This window comes from Proteiniphilum sp. UBA5463 (assembly GCF_002427225.1).
GTDB classification, from domain to species: domain Bacteria; phylum Bacteroidota; class Bacteroidia; order Bacteroidales; family Dysgonomonadaceae; genus Proteiniphilum; species Proteiniphilum propionicum.
In genome coordinates this window covers 52187-71293 of record NZ_DIQL01000035.1, presented here as the reverse complement: position 1 = coordinate 71293, position 19107 = coordinate 52187, and the positions used below count along the sequence as shown (strand labels likewise).

Below are 19107 nucleotides of genomic sequence, written 5' to 3'. Positions count from 1 at the left end.
TTTTTTTTTTGATTTTTTTTTTTTTTTTTTTTTTTTTTTTATTTGGGGGAAAAAAGTTTGGATTATAAGGGGGGGGGAGCAATAGTCCGGTGCGATTCTTACCCTGAAAACAATGTATTATGTTGATATACAGTTGTGTTTGAAAAATATTCTTACCGGAATTATTGTGGTAAACGACAGGGTCAGAAAAGCGACAACATAAATTCGGGGTTGTCAAACGCGGAGGCATTGACGTGTATTTTCTTTTTCAGGTACGATTTTTTCGATTTCAGGTTGGCCGGAGTGGTGTTAAGTAACGCCACAATGTGCTCGTTTCCGGCTCCAATGGCCAGCATAAAGAGCAGTATGCGGTCGGTTTCATTTAATAGTTCCAGCCCATTGGCGGTTTTCAGCGTTTCTGCCAACAACTCGTCAGTAAAAAGTTGCTGAGTGGTTTTATCGAAAAGTTGACGGTTGTCTTTTAATATTTGCTCGTATTTATCGGCCGTGTCGTTGTCTTTTGCCCGTATTTTGTTTGAAAAAGTAAGCAGTTCTTGCTGTAAACTGTTGTGCAACTTCAGGTAAGGCAGCACAATATTTATCATGCGGCGGTTTTCGGACGCTTGTTGCCGAGCCAATCGCAGTTTGCTTCGGGCATTGTTTTTTTCGAGCAGGGCTATTTTTCTACGGCGGTTCCAGTCGAATATGACCGCGGCCAAAAGTAAAAGAAGCGATAACGAGACGCTTGTAAATATCCTGCCCCGTTTTTGCGCCTTCAGGGCTTTGTTCTCTGCTTCGGCAAGGTTGTAGCGCTTTTCCAATTCCTGTATTTGGGTATCGAGCCGGGTATCGATGCTTTTCTCGTAGGCCTCGAACGCTTTTTGGCGGTACTCCAATGCCAGCCGCAGGTTATTTTGCCTCTCAGCTATATCGGCAACATTATCATACAATAAATAGTTAAGTTTGTAAGCAGAATCCGTAATATGTTCAATGGCAAGTTTTGCATAATACATGGAACTGTCAGCTTGCCCGTTACCGGTGTAAGCATCGGAAAGAGAGTAGTAGAGGCGAAACAACTGAGGAGTTTCTTTCAGATAAGGAATCAAATTAAAACGTTTTTTGGTGTATTCCAATTTTTTGTCATTAATGTTCTGAGTACCAAAATAAGTAGCTTGAGCATTGTGCAATTTATATAAAACATCGGGCGATTCATCGGCAGAAATTTGCGCAGAATCTAAATACACTTTACCTTCTTGGTAATTTTCTTGCTCCATTTCATTCCAAAACAACGCCAGATATGTGTCAAAAACGTGAATTGAATCTCTTTCTTGTTTTGCCGTTTGCAACGCTTTATTGAAATAGTTGTAGGCTGAGCTGAAATCATTGTTGTTCGATAATAAATCACCCAGATGATAATAGAGCATATATCCGGTGCTGGGATTGGACCGTTTTTGTTTTAAATATAACTGTTCCGCCTCTTTCAAGGGAGTAAAGACAGTGCTGTCCGCAACTCCCATCCGGTGTCGCACAATGGATAAATACGTGAGTGCACGGATGTGATTTTCGCTCCGCTTACCGTTATGGTGGTAATGGCGGTGCACGGCGTTTATCAGCGAATCGGAGGTGAACTGCACAAACCTTTTGTCGTCGGCAATAGTTTTCAACAAGCCGTAATATGCCCGGTTGGCGCGGGAGAGTTCTTTAGGGTTTAATTGAAGCAAACTGTCGTGTATGGCCTCGGGGTGTTCTTCCAGTAAGGAATCCCATTGTTGTAGCCGGGCATATATTGACCGGTTGTGATCACGGCGGCACAAAGCCAGGATCAACAATAAGGCAAGCAATATGGCTGCTTTTTTTAACATAACGGCTTCCGCTTAGGGATGTGGTTACCGCAAAAATAGCAAAATTTTAACGAAAAACAATATCCTTCACAATTTCCATTCCGACGTGCTCGTTTAGTTTATCCATCAGGGTCTGTTTGTTCAGGATCAGCTCGGCGCGCAACACCGATGAAGTAAGCTGCACGTGCAGGACGTTTCGCCGGAAATAGACGTTTTTGGTGTAGTGCGAAACCCCTTCGCCCAACAGTTCCCGCCACGCCGAGACGGCGCGATGTTCGGCCACCGATGTCTTCAATCCGGGATTTTCATCGAAGAATTCCGAAAGGATGTTGGCTATGGGTTGGGCGTTTTTTTTAAGCATACTCTGTTATCTCCCCGTCTTTCACCCAATAGATGTGGTGGCTGTTGTTGATCCGTTCCAGTATTTTATCGAACGACCCCCGGTTGGTATCGGAGATAAAAATCTGGCCAAATTCATTACCCTCAATCCAATAATGACAACAATATCATTCACATTACTAATTATCACTTTCCTTACACTGCAAAACGGCATTGCCCAACCTCTGACTAAAAACTCAAAAAGTTTTCCTGTGCCTGCACCACACCAACTCAAATGGCACGAAGCCGGATTGGGCGTGATTTTTCATTACGACCTGCACGTTTTCGACGGTAAAAAATACAATCAGACCGCAACCGTATCGCGCCGGTTGAAGATTACAACATATTCAACCCGGAGGAATTAGATACCGATCAATGGATTCGCGCTGCAAAAGCAATGGGTGCCAAATTCGCTGTGATTACCGCCACGCACGAAACAGGATTCGCCATTTATCAAAGCGATGTAAATCCGTACAGCATGAAAGCCCTGAAATGGAGCGATGGCAAAGGCGATATCGTGAGCGATTTTGTGAAATCGTGTCGTAAATACGACATCCAACCCGGAATCTACATCGGTATCCGCTGGAATTCACTTTTCGGAATTCATAACTTCAAAGCCGAAGGCGACGTGAAGCGTTTGGAAGAATTTGGTGCTCGTGTGGAGGAATTAACCGCACATCCGTTGAAATCAACTGCCGGAACTGGCAAAATAATTAACCTCAGTTTAGATAAATGCCAATTCGCTAATCAGATAATTGTTCAAGAAAATATAGCCAAAGGTGAACGCATTCGTAAATACAAAGTGGAAGGCCTGACAAGACGTGGTTGGAAAACGCTTTGCGAAGGTGAATCGGTGGGGTATAAGCGTATTCAGGCCTTTGAACCTGTAGAGGTAAGCCGTGCACGGCTTACCATTGAGCAGCAAATAGATGTTCCGCAAATTAGGAATTTCAGCATATTTAACGTTAATTTGTAGTCTCAGAAGACCATTGTTAAACTTCAGCAATTGTGTTAAACTTTTAAAATATTAAACTTAATCGCTTATTTGCTGTTTTATTATTAAAATCACAAAATATTAATTAAGATGTTTAACAAAACTGACATTACTACCACAGTGAAGCAGTATATAGCAAGAGAATCATTTTATCAAAGCAATACTGTTCAAGAGGATACATTAATATTTGAGAACGGTTTACTGGATTCTATGGGTTTTCTTTTTTTAATTGACTTTTTGAAAGATGAATTTCATATTGAGGTTGAAGATAGTGATCTGGTGGATGACAATTTCAAATCCATCAACAATATATCGGCATTTGTCCTCAAGAAATTGGAGCAAAAAGAATAAAAATCAATGTGTATAGGTTAAGGTATTTCACTAACATTGAGAAAAATGTCTGGATTGGTTGGATTTTTTTCTAAAAGTGGGACTGTTGATTCTTTGGCTGTTTTAAGACGTATGCTTACACGGATAAAGCACAGGGGATCAGGGCATATAGGCGTATATGTATCAGGTTGTGTTGGATTGGGTGAAGGGCAGAACACTTCAAATGTTATGCAGGGACAGGAATCGCCATTTTCAAATGAAGAGGAATCGTTATGGATTGTATGGAGTGGATCGGTGTTTAATCGTTCAGAATTAAAATCAATACTGGTCAAGAGGAGGTGTCATGTCAAATCAGATGGAGATGCTGAACTAGTTCTTCGTTTGTATGAACATTTTGGGATAAAATGCCTGAATATGATCAACGGTCAATTTGCCTTTTCCATCTTGAATGTAGCGAAAGAAGAGCTGACTCTTGCCCGCGACAGAGTGGGTATATGCCCGATATACTACAGCTTGATACCCGGCGGATTGGTTTTCGCATCTGAAATAAAAGCTCTATTTGAATATCCACAGGTTACTCGAAAGATTTCAGGCAGGTCTCTCTCACAGATTGCAACATTCTGGACAACCATAACTCCTGATACAATTTTTGAAGGAGTTTCTGAACTTTCTCCCGGGCACTACCTCACAATAAATCGTGAAGGATTGAAAATTGAATCTTATTGGGAATATCCCGTTTATTTGCCGGAAGAATACTCCGGACTTAGCCTGGCAGAGTCTATGGATCAATTTGATGAGCTGATGTGCGATGCTGTATCCATCAGAACAGAGCCTGCCCAACCATATGGTGCCTATCTAAGCGGAGGATTAGATTCTTCAGTGATTATTTCCTACATAAAAAAGATTCACCCTGATCTGGACCTCAATACCTTCTCCATTGGCTTTAGCAACCCAAAATTCGATGAGTCAGCATATCAAGATATAGCAGCCGAATTCTTTAGAACGAATCGCCACAGACTGGCCTGCAACGATGAAGATATTGCTGCTAATTTTAAAGAGGTGGTATGGCATGCTGAAACCACACTGTTACGCAGCGCTCCCGTACCCATATTTTTACTCTCTAAACTAGTGAAAAATAGTAATATCGAAATAGTATTTACCGGGGAAGGGTCTGATGAAATATTGGGGGGTTACAATATTTACAAGGAGGCGGTGATAAGAGAGTTTTGGTCGAAAGAACCCACATCGAAGTACAGATACTTGTTGCTTAAAAGTCTCTATCCCTATATGTCGCAGATGGGAGATACAAACGAGATGGCGCTGAAGATGTTTTTCGGATACAAATTAAGTGAAACATCTTCCCCCATCTACTCACATTTGTTGCGGTGGAACAATACATCACGTATCAGGAGTTTTTTTTCATCCGATATAAAAGCTGAGACTAATGATTATCACCCTGTAGATGAGCTCTCAGATAAATTGAAGTCAAAACTGAAAGGAGTCGATCTTTTGTCACGTGCCCAATGGCTTGAAGCAACCATTTTCACTTCAGGGTATCTATTGTCTTCACAAGGTGAACGCATGGCCATGGCTCACTCTGTTGATGGGCGATATCCTTTCATGGATCACCGTGTAATTGAATTTTGTATGAAGTTGAGACCCTCTTACAAACTGAAAGGGTTGCAAGAGAAATATCTTTTGAAAAAGATGATGAGAAACAGGGTGCCTGAAAAAATTATTGCCAGACAAAAGCAACCTTACAGAGCACCCGTTGCATCTTCTTTCCGTTCAGAATACCTGCCAGACTACCTACAGGAACTTCTTTCTAAAGAAAAGATACAATCTATCGGCATTTTCGACTATGGAAGGGTGAAGTTACTTCTTGATAAGATGGAATTGATGCATCACATAACTGAAATTGATGGTATGGCATTCACTGCTATTTTGTCGACTCAGATTTTGAATTCCTGTTTTGTTGAAAAATCAGTTCCAACATTAATAGAATCGGAGCTTGTAAAGTTGGACAGGGTTGTTTATTCCAGATAACATCAATATAAATAATGAGATGAATGGGAAAAAAGCTGAAAAAAAAATTGTCTCATGATCTTTTATATATTGAAGACATTGAGAGTGCGTGCAATGCTATAGTAAAGAAACTGCATGACACTGTGGTTCACCGATTTAATCGCAAGGGTGCAGTTGTGGGAATTAGCGGAGGCATTGATTCATCAACAACACTGGCTTTATCTGTAAGGGCATTTGGTCCTGAAAATGTGCTAGGGCTAATATTGCCGGAATCAGAGTCAAGCTCTGAAAGCGAACAGATGGCCAGGCGACTGGCAATACAATTTGGAGTAGAGGCGGTTGTTGAAAACATAACTGATGCCCTAAAGGGGTTTAACTGCTATGCACGTCGCAATAGAGCTATTTCAAACGCTATTCCAGAGTTCAATCCACTGGCTGACAAGTCGAAAATCGTCATCAACCAATCTGCTGAAAGGAATATTCCCCCTCTCTTTTCTGTAACAATAGTCACCCCAAATGGTGAAGTAAAGAGGAAAATTCTCTCCAGGAAAGATTACTTGCAAATTGTTGCATCGTCTAATTTTAAGCAGCGTGCAAGGATGTCTATGCTTTATTATTACGCAGAGAGCCTTTACTATGCCGTGATTGGCACACACAACAAACAAGAATTTGAGCAAGGTTTTTTTGTCAAATATGGAGATGGAGGTGCAGATGTGATGCCAATTACCCATCTTTACAAAACGCAAGTGTATCAACTGGCTAAATACCTGGGTATACCAAAGGAAGTAATTGACAGAACTCCCACTACCGACACATACAGCGCGGAACAAACGCAGGAAGAATTTTTTTTTCAAATGCCCTACGAGACTTTGGATTTAATTATGTATGGTACGGAGAATCATTACACTGTAAAGGAAATTGCAGATTCGGTAGGCAAAACTGAGGAAGAGGCAGGCAGTATTATTGCAAACTTGCAGAGAAAAAGAAAGACAACCGAATATTTAAGATCCAAGACAATATACTTTTGAATTCATAATCAATTTTTCATTGCAATGAATCTTTTCGATTATCTGTTCAGTGAGGGTAAAGAAATGGATAAAAAATTCATTTTGAATGAAGGAGAAAAAATTTCCTTCAAAGAGCTTTATTGGAGAAGTTTGACTCTGGCAGACTATCTTTCTGATCGATTAGGCGAGGATAACAAGATTATTTTAATCAGTCAGAACTCACTATTTTTCATCACCTGCTACCTGGCTATCATCAAATCGGGAAATGTTTGCGTGCCATTGAATCCATCGATAGAGCAGGAAAACCTGAGTTACATCGAAAGTCTAACCCAGTGCAAATATTCGTTTGCGTCTGATCAATCAATGAAAAATCATACATTCAGAAGTGAATTATTCAATGAATCGAAGCTGGATGAGATCATACAATCCCAGAAGGAGCGCAATGGAAACAGCAGAACGGAACTTTCGCAAAATAGTTTGTTTAATGAAAACAGATTAGCTGATATCTTGTTCACTTCCGGATCTACGGGAGCTCCCAAAGGGGTAATGCTGACTCATAGGAACCTTCGGGCCAACACGGAATCAATTCTCTCCTATTTAAAACTGAGGTCGGATGATTCCATCTTGTTGGTTCTTCCACTCTACTATTGTTATGGTTTATCCATTCTACATACCCATCTTAAAGTGGGTGCAGCCATTCTGTTGCATAATAATTTTGCATTACTGGGATCTGTAATAGATAACCTTGTAAAGTATCGATTAACCGGTTTTGCCGGCGTTCCGAGTCATTTTCAACTGTTATTGAGAAAATCACTCACTTTTAAAAACACAAGATTCGCTCATTTGCGGTATGTTACTCAAGCAGGGGGAAAACTTCATGAAGCTTTTATTGAAGAGTTTGTCAATGCTTTCCCTGCCATTGACTTTTATGTGATGTACGGGCAAACGGAAGCAACAGCAAGATTGACCTACCTACCCCCAGCATTGCTAAAATTAAAAATCGGATCCGTCGGCAATCCCATACCCGGGGTTACCTTGGATATCGTGAACGAAGATGGTCAATCAACTAAGGTTGGAGAAGTTGGCGAAATAATTGTGAAAGGAGAGAACATCATGAAAGGTTATTTTAACGATCCGGTTGGCACAAGCGAAACGTTGAAAAATGGATGGCTATACACAGGTGATTTGGGTTATTTTGACGAAGATGGGTTTTTATTTCTGACTGACCGCAAGAAAGGAATCCTGAAAATAGGGGGGTATCGCATCAGCCCCAAAGAGATTGAAGAGGTAATCACAACAATTCCTGAAGTTATTGACTGCACGGTAACGGCTATTGAGGATGAATTACTGGGGGAAGCAATAAAAGCAAAGGTTGTTGTAAATGAAGGCTGCGATCAAGAGGAGTTGAAAAATAAAATTTCGATGTTGTGCAATCAAAAACTTTCCAGTAATAAAATGCCAAAAATAATTGAGTTTTCATTGATGTTTGATCTCAATGCGATTGGTAAAAAAAAGTCACATCCATCACATCCTTTCCAAGGGGATCAAACTCCATAAATTAAATGACGATGAGGACAAAAAGAAACATTGCGATAAGTAAATCTGCAATTATTGGATATAATGTGCAGATAGGGAGAAATGCAATTATTCACGATCATGTAGAGATTATGGATCATACCATCATAGGGGATAATTGTATTATTGGTGAACCGGATGCCCGCTACTACAAAGATGACAACTATACAAATCCCAAAACACAGATCGGGGCACATTCACTTATCAGGAGCGGATCAATTATCTATTCGGGTAGCCTGTTTGGAGAATACTTTGCCACCGGGAACATGGTTTCCATCAGAGAAAAATCAATATTTGGGAAACACTGTTCGGTGGGGACATTCAGCGATGTGCAAGGAGATGTGAAATTTGGCGACTATTGTCGTTTAAACAGTCATGTGCAAATAGGGAGCAAGTGCATGTTTGGAAGTTTCGTCTTCATCTATCCCATGGTAGTTTTCACGAATGATCCTTTACCTCCTTCCAATCACCTGGTTGGTACAACTGTCGACAATTTTTCTCAAATTGCATCTGGCTCAATCATATTACCAGGATTGACCATCGGAAAACACTGTCTGATAGGGGCCAAATCTCTTATAAACAAAAATGTACCCGATTTTGAGTTTCATGCAGGCAACCCTGCGATACGAATTGGGAAAGTAACTCATTTGTGGTCCAATGAAAACAAAAGACCACATTATCCGTGGCCCTATAATTTTGATAGGAACCTGCCGTGGAGTGGAATAGGGTTTGATGAGTGGACAAAAACAGAAGAGGGAAAAATGTATTCACTTTGAACATACTTTCAGTCAACATTCATCAAATCCCTTGTAGTGGACAATCAGTGGCAGGCCTTCTATCAGCAGTACATTCTGATGCTATACCTGCGTAAAAAAGGGTTCATTGATCAAATATGAGGATTCCAACTCTGGCAAATGTAAAGAAATTTATCAGCTTAAAGCATTGTTGCACTATAAAATAATGAATGTTCAAATATAAGCAGATTGACTATTTCAAAATTGTCAAACAGCTACAAGTTCCACAGAACATCTATTACATTCAAATATCCCCGGTAAGTCAGATCTGTTTGCCACACTATCTACAGTCAATGTTCTATACAGTGAGGGTAGTGGGCATATACAACGCCGGATCAACTTCGGAAAATACCGGAGTTACGCCTTTATAGGTCCAACAGAGAACCCTTGAAATAGTATCCAAAGATGTGGAATTGACATATTATGACCTATGTATGACATGAAAAAAAGCACCTACCGATTTGAATCGATAAGTGCTTGATTTTTTAGTGACCCCGGAGGGGCTCGAACCCTCGACCCATTGATTAAGAGTCAATTGCTCTACCAACTGAGCTACGGAGTCATTTTTAAGAGGCACAAAGGTACAGATTTTTTTTATTTTAAAAGCAATATGCAGCAAGAAATTGACTATTTTGTTAAGCCGGATGAGCATAATCCAATCAAGATTGTATTATTCCTAAACGAGCAATTTTTACGTTACGCGAAGCAGAGAAGGTAAATTCATAACAATTATGTAGCGGCGAAGAAAAAATAGATCAGAGTTCAAATATGGAATTATTGATTAACAGGTACCATAAATCAAAAAAGGAACAAACTTATACAATTTGCTCCTCTTTTATTCCACTTGCAAGTTATCAGAGATTTGACAGTTCTGAGCCCGCTTTAAATTTGGCTGTCTTCTTTGCCGGAATGTCGATTGGTTTTTTCGTACGAGGATTGATACCTTTTCTGGCGCTTCTTTCCGAAACCGAGAATGTACCAAATCCAACCAATACAACTTTTCCACCTGCTTTTACTTCTTCAGAAATTGTTTCAAGTGTTGCATCCAATGCTTTCTTGGAATCCACTTTGCTAAGGCCTGATTTTTCAGCGATAGCGCTAATTAGTTCTGATTTGTTCATAAAAAACGTAAATAAAAAAATTAAACATACTTTAAATCAAGGCTGAGCCTTATTTTGGCGTCAAATATAAGTTATAAATCGAAAACAATCAAGAAAATAGGTAAAAAGTATTTGATTTTAATAAAAAAACATCTTTTGTGAGGTAAAAAACCACAATTCAAACAAAATAATACGTATTTTTGCGCCACAACAGTATTTTACTAAGATGAATAATTCAAGAAATAGCTTTGCAGGAATACTTCCTGTAGTTACTAAAAACATCATTATCATAAACGGAATCGTATGGTTGGCTCAGTTTGTGTTGTTGCAAAGAACAGGTATAGACCTCTCAAATAAGTTCGGGCTACATTTTATTGGTTCGGAACATTTCCGTATCTATCAGCTTGTCACCTATATGTTCCTGCACGATCCCTATTCTTTCTCGCATGTATTCTTCAACATGTTTGCAGTCTTCATGTTTGGACGAACACTGGAACAAGTGTGGGGTTCAAGGCGGTTCATCGCTTACTACCTGGTTACAGGAATTGGTGCAGGACTAGTTCAGATGCTGATCATTTACTTTCGGATTCAGGCAATATTACCACAGGAGATGTTTTCACTGGTGAATAGTGTTACTGTAGGTGCATCGGGAGCCGTTTTCGGTATTCTGCTTGCATTCGGTATGCTATTCCCAAATGCTCAGCTTTTTATTATCCCTTTTCCATTTCCCATAAAAGCCAAGTGGTTTGTTATCGGTTACGGCCTGCTGGAGCTATTCTTTGGTGTAGCCAACCGCAGTGGCGACAATGTTGCTCATTTTGCCCATCTGGGAGGAATGCTTTTCGGAATTTTCATGATATTATATTGGAGAAAAACGGACAAGAGACATGGCAGATTTTATTGATACGCTGAAATATAAATACAAAACAGGTAGTGTGATGACAAGGCTGATCTTCATCAACGTTCTTGTTTTTGTAGTTATAAAAATATTCCACGTGGTTTTTACATTATTCAATGTTTACGCCATAGACCTTATTACGTTTCTGGGAATACCATCTCATATACCTTTACTGCTAAACAGGTTCTGGACACCCATAACCTATATGTTCGTTCATGAAGGGTTTCTTCATCTCCTGTTTAATATGCTATGGTTATACTGGTTCGGTCATATTTTCCAGCAGTATTTCTCCGGAAGGACATTAGGCAGCCTGTATGTGCTGGGAGGACTGGCGGGCGCCTTGCTCTATGTAGCAGCCTTTAATACAATTCCATATTACCTTGACATGGGCAGGGGATGGATGATTGGAGCATCGGCGGCAGTGATGGCAATTGTTATGGGCACCGCTTTTTATCGTCCCGACGTTCAGGTTAATCTTCTTTTTCTTGGGCCGGTGAAGATTATATATATTGCTGTCTTTGCGTTTGTACTTGATTTCATTTCACTGGGCAGTCCTACCAATCCCGGTGGACATGTAGCACATATAGGCGGAGCATTGTCCGGGTATATTTTTGCCATTCAGTACAAAAAAGGGAAAGATATAACACACTGGATGGGCAGGATAATCGACCTGTTTGTAGACCTGTTCAAACCACGGAAGAGGGGGAGTACTTTAAGAGTAAAAAGTTCCCGTCGCGAAACCGATTGGGAATACAATAAGCGCAAACATACCGAACAGGAAGAAATAGATGCAATTTTAGATAAGTTGAAACAATCGGGATACAGTAGTCTTTCCGCCGAGGAAAAAAAGAAACTTTTCAATGCCAGCAAGAAATAAAAAGCCAACATTCAAAGAGGTTGTAAAGTGGATTATTTTTGCCACTAACGTGGTAGCTATAATCTTGCTTTTCAGCTCATTCCTCTCATGGAATATTTCTCCACTGAAAACAAACCTATTCTCTTACATAGGGCTGGGATTCGGAATTATATTTTTTTTAAATGCCGGATACCTTGCATTTTGGATCATTTTCTCGAAATGGAAGCTAGCTTTTGTTTCCCTGGCAGCCATTATGCTATGCCATAAGCCTGTAACTACATTTTTCCCCTTGAATATTAAATCTCCTAAAGTCCCTGAGAATACAATTAAGGTTCTTACATATAATGTGCAGGGATTTCCTGAAGAGAGAAACAAGAATACAACTGACCACCCAATCTTGGATTATATCTCCAGCACCGACGCCGACATAGTTTGTCTGCAGGAGTACCTGGTAAGCAAAACGGGACAGTCCATTTTCTCGCAACGCGACGTGAATCGTATACTAAATAAATACCCCTATCGTTCGGTTACAGGTTTGGAATCTTCCGGGAAATATCATATCTTCGGGCTGGCATGTTTCTCAAAATACCCGATAGAGAAAACCCAAGAGGTAGTATTTGAGTCCTCTTACAACGGGGCTGCTATATATACTATTAATATTGACGGAGCGAGATATGCCGTTGCCAATGTGCACCTGGAATCAAACAGCATTAAAGATGAAGATAAAAAACTTTACAGCGATTTCCTTCAGAACTCCGATTCGGTGAAACTGGAACAGGTAACCACTAACATCAGGGCGAAACTGGGCGGAGCTTACAGAATGCGAGTGAATCAAGTAGAAAAGGTGAAACGGTTAATCGATGCACAGGATGCCCGGGGGACTATCATCTGCGGTGATTTTAACGATACTCCCATTTCGTATGCATACAGTCAGATGAAGAAGGGTTTGAAAGATGCTTACGTCTCCACCGCTTTTGGACCGGGTATCACTTATCATGAGGATTTATTCCTCTTTCGTATAGATTATATTTTGCACAGTACAAATATATATGCCTACGCCACAAAGGTTGATAAAATTAAATATTCTGATCACTATCCTCTCAGGACTCACTTAAGATTAAAAAACTGACTATGAAAGATGTTTCTGAGAAGGCGGAAAAGTAAAAAGGTAATATTGTAACAAGTCGCCCTGACATAACCATAGAAAGGAAACGCCCTAATTAATGCCAGTGGCAGTAAAAAGATAAAAATCTGAAATTTCAATGTATAAGATAAGTAAAAAATTTTCTTTCTCGGCAGCACACTCACTGTTTGGCTTGCGCGACGATCACCCCTGCAGCCGTGTTCACGGGCACAACTATGTTGTTACCATTCATCTCCGTTCAAAAGATCTGAATGAGCAAGGCTTTGTAAGGGATTATAACGAACTGAAAATCGTGAAAGAGTACATTAATAAAACATTAGATCACCGGAATCTCAACGATATACTTTCACCGCTCAACTCGTCTGCAGAAAATCTGGCAAAAATGCTCTACGAGGTTTTCAAACCACGGATACCTGAACTATACGCTGTTGAGGTAAGTGAGACGCCTAAAACATCAGCAATCTATGAACCTGACAGTAAATGAAATATTCTACTCGCTCCAGGGAGAGGGCGGCCGGGCCGGACAAGCATCTATCTTTATCCGACTGGCTAAATGCAATCTGAATTGTAGCTTCTGTGACACTGAGTTTGAGCAGGGAATAAAAATGTCACCTGAAGAGGTACTGAGCACAATAGGAAAATATGGATGCAGATGGATCATCTGGACCGGAGGTGAGCCCACACTGCAACTTACGGATGATGTTGTTGCCTTCTTTAAGGAAAAAGGATACTTACAGGCGATAGAGACCAACGGAACAAAAAAGGTGCCTGCCGGGATCGATTATATTTCATGCAGCCCAAAACAAAATTTCGAGAAAATCAGAGATCTTATTCCCGAGGTTGATGAATTGCGTTTCCCCATCAAAAAGGGGGATCCATTACCCGATATATCTATTCTCCCCAAAACAGATAGATATCTGCTGAGTCCAGTCTTCGATAATAACAACATCATTAAGGAGAATGTGGATTATTGCATATCACTCATTAAGGAAAACCCTTTATGGGCATTGAGTCTTCAAACGCATAAGCTTATCGGTATACCCTGATATGACAAATTTCCATTTAACCATATTGGGCTGCGGATCGGCTATGCCCACAACTCTGCATAACCCTCCCTCACAACTTATAGATGTGAATGAAAAGCTTTTCATGGTTGATTGTGGCGAAGGGACGCAGCTTCAAATGCGGAAGTTCAAAACACGAATGAGCAAGCTTCACAGCGTTTTCATCTCACACCTTCACGGTGACCATATATTCGGGCTTCCAGGATTGCTCTCAACACTCAGCATGCTGGGCAGGACAGGCGATCTGAATATATATGCCCACAAAGAGATCGATTTTTTGTTAAACCCTTTCCTGCTATATATGGGAAGACACCTGTCATTTAAGATTAACATTATACCCCTGAATCCCGATAGCCATGAACAGATTTTCGAAAACAGGTCTATTCGTGTTTTTTCTTTCCCGCTGAAACACCGTATTCACACCAACGGCTTTATTTTTGAAGTAAAGGAGTCGCCAAGGCATATCATTCGTGAAATGATAGATTTCTATTCCATCCCTGTCAGCCAGATAAGAGATATTAAAGAGGGAGCTGATTTTGTTACACCAGATGGAACGTTGGTAAAAAACGAGCTGCTCACCAACCCCGGCACTCCGTCACGAAAGTATGCCTACTGCTCCGATACAGCTTACAGTCCGGAGATAATTCCCTACATCGAGAATGTTGATTTGCTTTACCACGAGGCAACATTTGCCGAAAGTGAACTTGTCCGGGCCGGGGAAACCTTCCACTCCACCGCACGTCAGGCTGCCGAAATTGCCAAGGCCTCAAATGTAAAAAAACTGATCATAGGACATTACTCGTCCCGATACAACGAGCTTGGGATACTTTTGAAAGAAGCTATTACAGTATTCCCCAACACTGAACTTGCCATTGAAGGAAAAATTTTTGAAATATAAAGGAAGACGAATGCAGTATTGTTCCGGGATCGACTGGTTTGTTCACATATTTTCTCTAATTTTGTGAGCAAACATCACTCTATGAAGATAATCGGTTCCATAATAATGGCGACATATCTAATTTGCTGGCCTGTTTTCACTTTAGATGCACAGGAGAGCTCGAATTGGGCTGCAGAGATGGAATCACGAAAAGACAATACCCGCCGTTTTATCCATAAGAAGCCAATAAAAGAAGATAGCGGTAAGATTGTTATAACTGAGGCACAAAAGAATAACTCCGGCTGGAATATCACAGGTAATGCCCAAAAAGAGAATCTAAACCGACTTAATGAAAAGGAAGAGTCACAGGATGAAACAATAATCAAGCTGGTTGAAAACCGTTTAAAAATAGAAAATCTTCCAGAAAACAGCCTGCTGGAGATATTTAACATAATGGGTGTAAAAGTTTACAACAGGCGTATAAACGCTGGTACAAATGAATATACACTAGCCCTTCCAAGAGGGTATTATATAATAAAAATCGGTAAAATCACAAAGAAAGTGGCAATAAAATAATTCCTTACCCTCTTTTTTATATCTTTGCAATTCCATTTTTTAAATAACTACTAAAATGAAGACAGCTATTGTAGGCACTAGTGGAGCTGTAGGCCAGGAGCTGCTCCGAGTGTTGGAAGAAAGAAACTTCCCCCTGGACGAGTTGATATTATTCGGTTCTTCAAGAAGTGCCGGTACATCATATACTTTCAAAGGCAAATCTATTAAAGTAAAAGAATTGAAGCACAACGACGACTTCAAAGGAGTTGATATAGCATTTGTCACTGCAGGCGGAGGCACCTCTCTTGAATTTGCCGGAACCATCACCAGACACGGAACCATTATGATTGACAACTCCAGCGCTTTCCGCATGCATGACGAAGTGCCTCTTGTTGTTCCTGAGGTGAACGGAGAGGATGCTTTGAACCACCCCTTGGGCATCATAGCCAACCCAAACTGTACTACCGCTCAGTTAGTAGTATCTTTACAGGCAATTGAAAAGATAGCCCACATCAAAAAAGTGCATGTAGCTACCTATCAGGCTGCATCGGGTGCGGGAGCTGCCGCCATGCAGGAACTGGAAAATCAGCACAAACAGCTGGTGAACGGTGAAGAGCCAACAGTATCCAAATTTGCTTATCAGCTGGCCTACAATCTGATCCCTCAGATAGACGTTTTCACCGAAAACGGCTATACAAAAGAGGAGATGAAGATGTACAACGAAACCCGAAAGATCATGCATTCTGACATAGAAGTAAGCGCTACCTGTGTCCGTGTACCGGTAATGCGTGCGCATTCCGAGGCTATTTGGATTGAAACCGAACGTACTGTGTCTGTTGATGAAGCACTGGAGGCATTCAACAATGCCGACGGTATTGTAGTTATCGACAATCCGGCAAACAAGGAATATCCAATGCCGCTGGGCCTTACAGGTAAAGACCCAGTTTATGTTGGACGCATCCGCAAGGATCTAACCAATGAAAAAGGATTAAGCTTCTGGAGCGTTTCAGACCAGATAAGAAAGGGAGCAGCGCTAAATGCCGTGCAGATAGCGGAGTATCTTATCAAACATAGTTAGAGAGTTGAAATTTTTCATTTAGGCCAGTTATCTAATCGTTGGAATGCAAATCATTTTCCACATGGTCATGATTCATAAGCACCCTGTGCGGGAGCGTGCCGTGCCCAAGTATTTCTATAGGACAGGACTCATAGGCACCTGCAAGCCACTCCTGCGATATATCTGTACCCGGATGATAATGTAGCCCCTGGTTCACGCAGGCGATATTTTTCACGAGAGAGAGTATAGTTCCCACATCGTGCGATACCAGCACAATGGCAATATCTTTATTTATTTCACCTAAAAGCTTGTAAAAATTACTTTCAAAAAATTTATCCACGTAAGTACTGGGCTCATCCAGAATAATCAGTTTCGGATTGTCAATTATTGCCCTTCCAAGCAACACACGCTGCAGCTGGCCACCAGACAGCTCTCCTATGGCACGTTTTAAAAGATGGTCTATACCAAGACGTTCGGCCACCCTTCTCACGCTCTGCCTCTCTTCCAGCCTGAATCTACTTAAAAGGTGCTTCGGGGGAGTCAGTCCCGACAAGATCACTTCCGACACAGAGATAGGAAATTTCTTATCAATCTGGTTTATCTGAGGCAGATAGCCCATATTAATAGAAGGTACCTTTTTCCCGTTTTCAAAGAAACTGATTGTTCCCGAATATGGCTTTAATAATCCCAGTATCGCTTTCAACAGTGTAGTCTTTCCACCGCCATTTGGGCCGATAATACCAAGGAAGTCGCCACCGTAAATAGTAACTGACACATCCGTCAGTACTTTCGGTTTGTTATCATAGCCAACCGTAAGATTCGATATTTCTATCAGTTTATTCATCGGTTTCACGTGCTAAGATAGATGCAATACGAAGCAGTTCCTCATCCCACTCATACTTCAACGGGTCAATCTCAAATACTTTTGCGTTGATCTCTTTTGCAATCACCTCAGCATTTTTAATATCAAAGCCACGTTGAATAAAAATTGTGTTTATCTTCTCCCTCCTTGCAATGTCTATCAGATCCTTAATCTGCGAGGGAGAGGGGCTCTTACCTTCGAACTCAACACTGTATTGACGAAGGCCGTAATCCTTTGCGAAATAGCCCAGTGCGGGATGGTATATGATAAACGACCGGGAAGGCGTATGCTGTAACAGGTTACGAATAAGGCTGTCTGTCCTGTCAATTTTATCAGATAGTTTTTCAAATTTGGAGAGATACAGCTCTTCGTTCTCAGTATCAACATTTACAATAGCATCTAACATGTTCCCTGTAAAAATCTTCACAGCCCTTGGTGATGACCACACGTGGGGATCCATGGCGCCGTGCAAATGGCTATCCTCATCTGAGTGGCTATGATCATGCCCGCCCATTAATTCTATTCCGGCAGAACAATCCACAATACCCACATCTGGGTTGTTGCTGGATAAGCGTGCCGTCCACGCATTTTCAAACCCCAGATTTCCCACCTTAAAATAGAGAATGCTTTTCCCCATCTCAATCATAACCGATGGTGCAGGTTCATATGTCTCGGGACTTGTTCCGGGTGGGACCAGTGTATTAATGGTAAACGCGTCACCAACAATCTGATCAAGAAAGTAACGCTGGGGTTCAATAGTAACAGTCAACACCCTTTTATTATCAGCTTCACCTCTTTTAGAAGCTGAGTTACATGCCTGAGCAAGCGTAAAAATCAAAATAATGCAAAGATATTTATTCATCCGATTAAATTATTTCTTTGTAGTGTAAATCACCTGATTGCCTGTTTTTCTTATCCTGCAGAACTAAAAATAATTTTAGCAAAACCTCAATCTGCCAATATGTATTAAGTAACACACGACTTCAGGCCATTTAAATACAAAATTAAAAAAATTCACCCGAGGATGAAATAGTAAACAAAGATTTCCTAATTTTGTTTGTCAGATAAATATATGAAGGCCATTATTGAAACAACTAAAGATGGATCGCACACACTGTTTGTGCCTGAACTGAATGAACATTACCACTCCACGCACGGTGCCATTCAGGAGTCGGGCCATATATACATCAATGCCGGGCTCAATTATTGCGATAAGCAGACGGTCAACCTCCTGGAAATTGGGTTCGGCACGGGCCTGAATGCTTTCATGACTCTCCTGGACAGCGAAAAAAAGAACAGAAAGGTAAATTACACAACTTTTGAGCTCTACCCACTCCCGGTTATAAATGCTGAGAAATTAAACTACAGCAGGATTCTGGCCCCAACCCAAAATGAAGTGTTTATAAGTCTACACAATTCGCCTTGGAATACCCCAACAGAAATAACCCCAGACTTTACACTTAATAAACTTCTGATTGATGTTCAAGAACTCCCGGATTTTCGGCCACATCAAACATTTGACGTGATCTATTACGATGCCTTCGCACCTGAGAAGCAGCCAGAAATGTGGACACAGGAAATTTTCGACACCCTCTATTCACTCAGCAACTGCGGAGCTGTACTCACCACCTATTGCGCTAAGGGGTCTGTCAGGAGAATGCTTCAAGTATCCGGTTTTTTTGTGGAGCGCCTTCCGGGGCCTCCTGGAAAACGGGAGATAATAAGAGCTGTAAAATAAAAATGATCCCTGACAAAACAGGTATTCCCTGTT

18 protein-coding genes, 1 tRNA gene and 2 pseudogenes are annotated in these 19107 nt (G+C 40.9%); 15 read left to right on the top strand and 6 right to left on the bottom strand.

The genetic code is table 11. The annotated features are described in order from the left end of the window. Positions 1-182 precede the first annotated feature (182 nt). Both B3B27_RS05820 and B3B27_RS05815 read right to left on the bottom strand, forming a co-directional pair. Positions 183-1841, bottom strand: coding sequence for a hypothetical protein (locus B3B27_RS05820; protein WP_238868673.1), 1659 nt, complete (start codon positions 1839-1841; stop codon positions 183-185). Positions 1842-1887: 46 nt separating this feature from the next. Then, complete coding sequence (locus tag B3B27_RS05815) at positions 1888-2181, bottom strand: DUF721 domain-containing protein (RefSeq protein WP_238868672.1); 294 nt, start codon at positions 2179-2181, stop codon at positions 1888-1890. A gap of 133 nt (positions 2182-2314) precedes the next feature. Between B3B27_RS05815 and B3B27_RS11830 the strand changes: the two are divergent. The 6 genes and pseudogenes from B3B27_RS11830 to B3B27_RS05785 all read left to right on the top strand — a co-directional run. Continuing rightward, a pseudogene (locus B3B27_RS11830) lies at positions 2315-2826 on the top strand (alpha-L-fucosidase); the annotation flags it as partial. 456 nt (positions 2827-3282) lie between these two features. Next, the gene (locus B3B27_RS05805) at positions 3283-3543 is read left to right on the top strand and encodes an acyl carrier protein (RefSeq protein ID WP_238868671.1); all 261 of its coding nucleotides are present in this window, start codon (positions 3283-3285) and stop codon (positions 3541-3543) included. A 45-nt stretch (positions 3544-3588) separates the two neighbouring features. Then, a complete protein-coding gene (asnB, locus tag B3B27_RS05800; protein WP_256448723.1) occupies positions 3589-5568 on the top strand; it encodes an asparagine synthase (glutamine-hydrolyzing) in 1980 nt (659 codons plus the stop codon). Between the two features lie 23 nt (positions 5569-5591). Beyond that, positions 5592-6575, top strand: a complete 984-nt coding sequence (gene nadE, locus B3B27_RS05795) for an NAD(+) synthase (protein WP_238868669.1) — start codon at positions 5592-5594, stop codon at positions 6573-6575. Positions 6576-6599: 24 nt separating this feature from the next. Then, the gene (locus B3B27_RS05790) at positions 6600-8111 is read left to right on the top strand and encodes a class I adenylate-forming enzyme family protein (RefSeq protein ID WP_238868668.1); all 1512 of its coding nucleotides are present in this window, start codon (positions 6600-6602) and stop codon (positions 8109-8111) included. Between the two features lie 11 nt (positions 8112-8122). Then, entirely contained in the window at positions 8123-8905 is a 783-nt protein-coding gene (locus B3B27_RS05785; RefSeq protein ID WP_238868667.1) for an acyltransferase, read from the top strand. A 507-nt stretch (positions 8906-9412) separates the two neighbouring features. Here B3B27_RS05785 and B3B27_RS05780 read toward each other — a convergent pair. Together B3B27_RS05780 and B3B27_RS05775 are read right to left on the bottom strand one after the other, a co-directional pair. Continuing rightward, positions 9413-9485 (bottom strand) — tRNA-Lys (locus B3B27_RS05780). Between the two features lie 292 nt (positions 9486-9777). Further along, complete coding sequence (locus tag B3B27_RS05775; protein WP_238868606.1) at positions 9778-10044, bottom strand: HU family DNA-binding protein; 267 nt, start codon at positions 10042-10044, stop codon at positions 9778-9780. Between the two features lie 205 nt (positions 10045-10249). Between B3B27_RS05775 and B3B27_RS05770 the strand changes: the two genes are divergently transcribed. From B3B27_RS05770 to B3B27_RS05735, 8 genes are all read left to right on the top strand, one after another. Then, entirely contained in the window at positions 10250-10927 is a 678-nt protein-coding gene (locus B3B27_RS05770; RefSeq protein ID WP_238868605.1) for a rhomboid family intramembrane serine protease, read from the top strand. Continuing rightward, complete coding sequence (locus tag B3B27_RS05765; protein WP_238868604.1) at positions 10911-11798, top strand: rhomboid family protein; 888 nt, start codon at positions 10911-10913, stop codon at positions 11796-11798. Before B3B27_RS05770 ends, B3B27_RS05765 begins: the two co-directional genes overlap by 17 nt. Then, positions 11782-12906, top strand: a complete 1125-nt coding sequence (locus B3B27_RS05760; protein WP_238868603.1) for an endonuclease/exonuclease/phosphatase family protein — start codon at positions 11782-11784, stop codon at positions 12904-12906. Before B3B27_RS05765 ends, B3B27_RS05760 begins: the two co-directional genes overlap by 17 nt. Before the next feature lie 133 nt (positions 12907-13039). Beyond that, positions 13040-13405, top strand: coding sequence for a 6-pyruvoyl trahydropterin synthase family protein (locus B3B27_RS05755; RefSeq protein ID WP_238868602.1), 366 nt, complete (start codon positions 13040-13042; stop codon positions 13403-13405). Further along, positions 13386-13967 (top strand): 7-carboxy-7-deazaguanine synthase QueE, encoded by a 582-nt coding sequence (locus B3B27_RS05750; RefSeq protein ID WP_238868601.1) that lies wholly within the window; start codon positions 13386-13388, stop codon positions 13965-13967. Before B3B27_RS05755 ends, B3B27_RS05750 begins: the two co-directional genes overlap by 20 nt. 1 nt (position 13968) lies before the next feature. Then, positions 13969-14883, top strand: coding sequence for a ribonuclease Z (locus B3B27_RS05745; RefSeq protein WP_238868600.1), 915 nt, complete (start codon positions 13969-13971; stop codon positions 14881-14883). Between the two features lie 81 nt (positions 14884-14964). Next, positions 14965-15438, top strand: a complete 474-nt coding sequence (locus B3B27_RS05740; RefSeq protein ID WP_238868599.1) for a T9SS type A sorting domain-containing protein — start codon at positions 14965-14967, stop codon at positions 15436-15438. A gap of 55 nt (positions 15439-15493) precedes the next feature. After that, complete coding sequence (locus B3B27_RS05735; protein WP_238868598.1) at positions 15494-16495, top strand: aspartate-semialdehyde dehydrogenase; 1002 nt, start codon at positions 15494-15496, stop codon at positions 16493-16495. A 31-nt stretch (positions 16496-16526) separates the two neighbouring features. Here B3B27_RS05735 and B3B27_RS05730 read toward each other — a convergent pair. Together B3B27_RS05730 and B3B27_RS05725 are read right to left on the bottom strand one after the other, a co-directional pair. Then, positions 16527-17237: pseudogene (locus tag B3B27_RS05730) on the bottom strand (metal ABC transporter ATP-binding protein); the annotation flags it as partial. Positions 17238-17310: 73 nt separating this feature from the next. After that, on the bottom strand, positions 17311-18198 hold the full coding sequence (locus B3B27_RS05725) for a metal ABC transporter solute-binding protein, Zn/Mn family (protein ID WP_238868596.1): 888 nt from the start codon (positions 18196-18198) through the stop codon (positions 17311-17313). Between the two features lie 210 nt (positions 18199-18408). Here B3B27_RS05725 and mnmD point away from each other — a divergent pair, with 210 nt between their 5' ends. Then, the gene (gene mnmD, locus B3B27_RS05720) at positions 18409-19074 is read left to right on the top strand and encodes a tRNA (5-methylaminomethyl-2-thiouridine)(34)-methyltransferase MnmD (RefSeq protein ID WP_238868595.1); all 666 of its coding nucleotides are present in this window, start codon (positions 18409-18411) and stop codon (positions 19072-19074) included. The last annotated feature ends 33 nt before the right edge of the window (positions 19075-19107 follow it).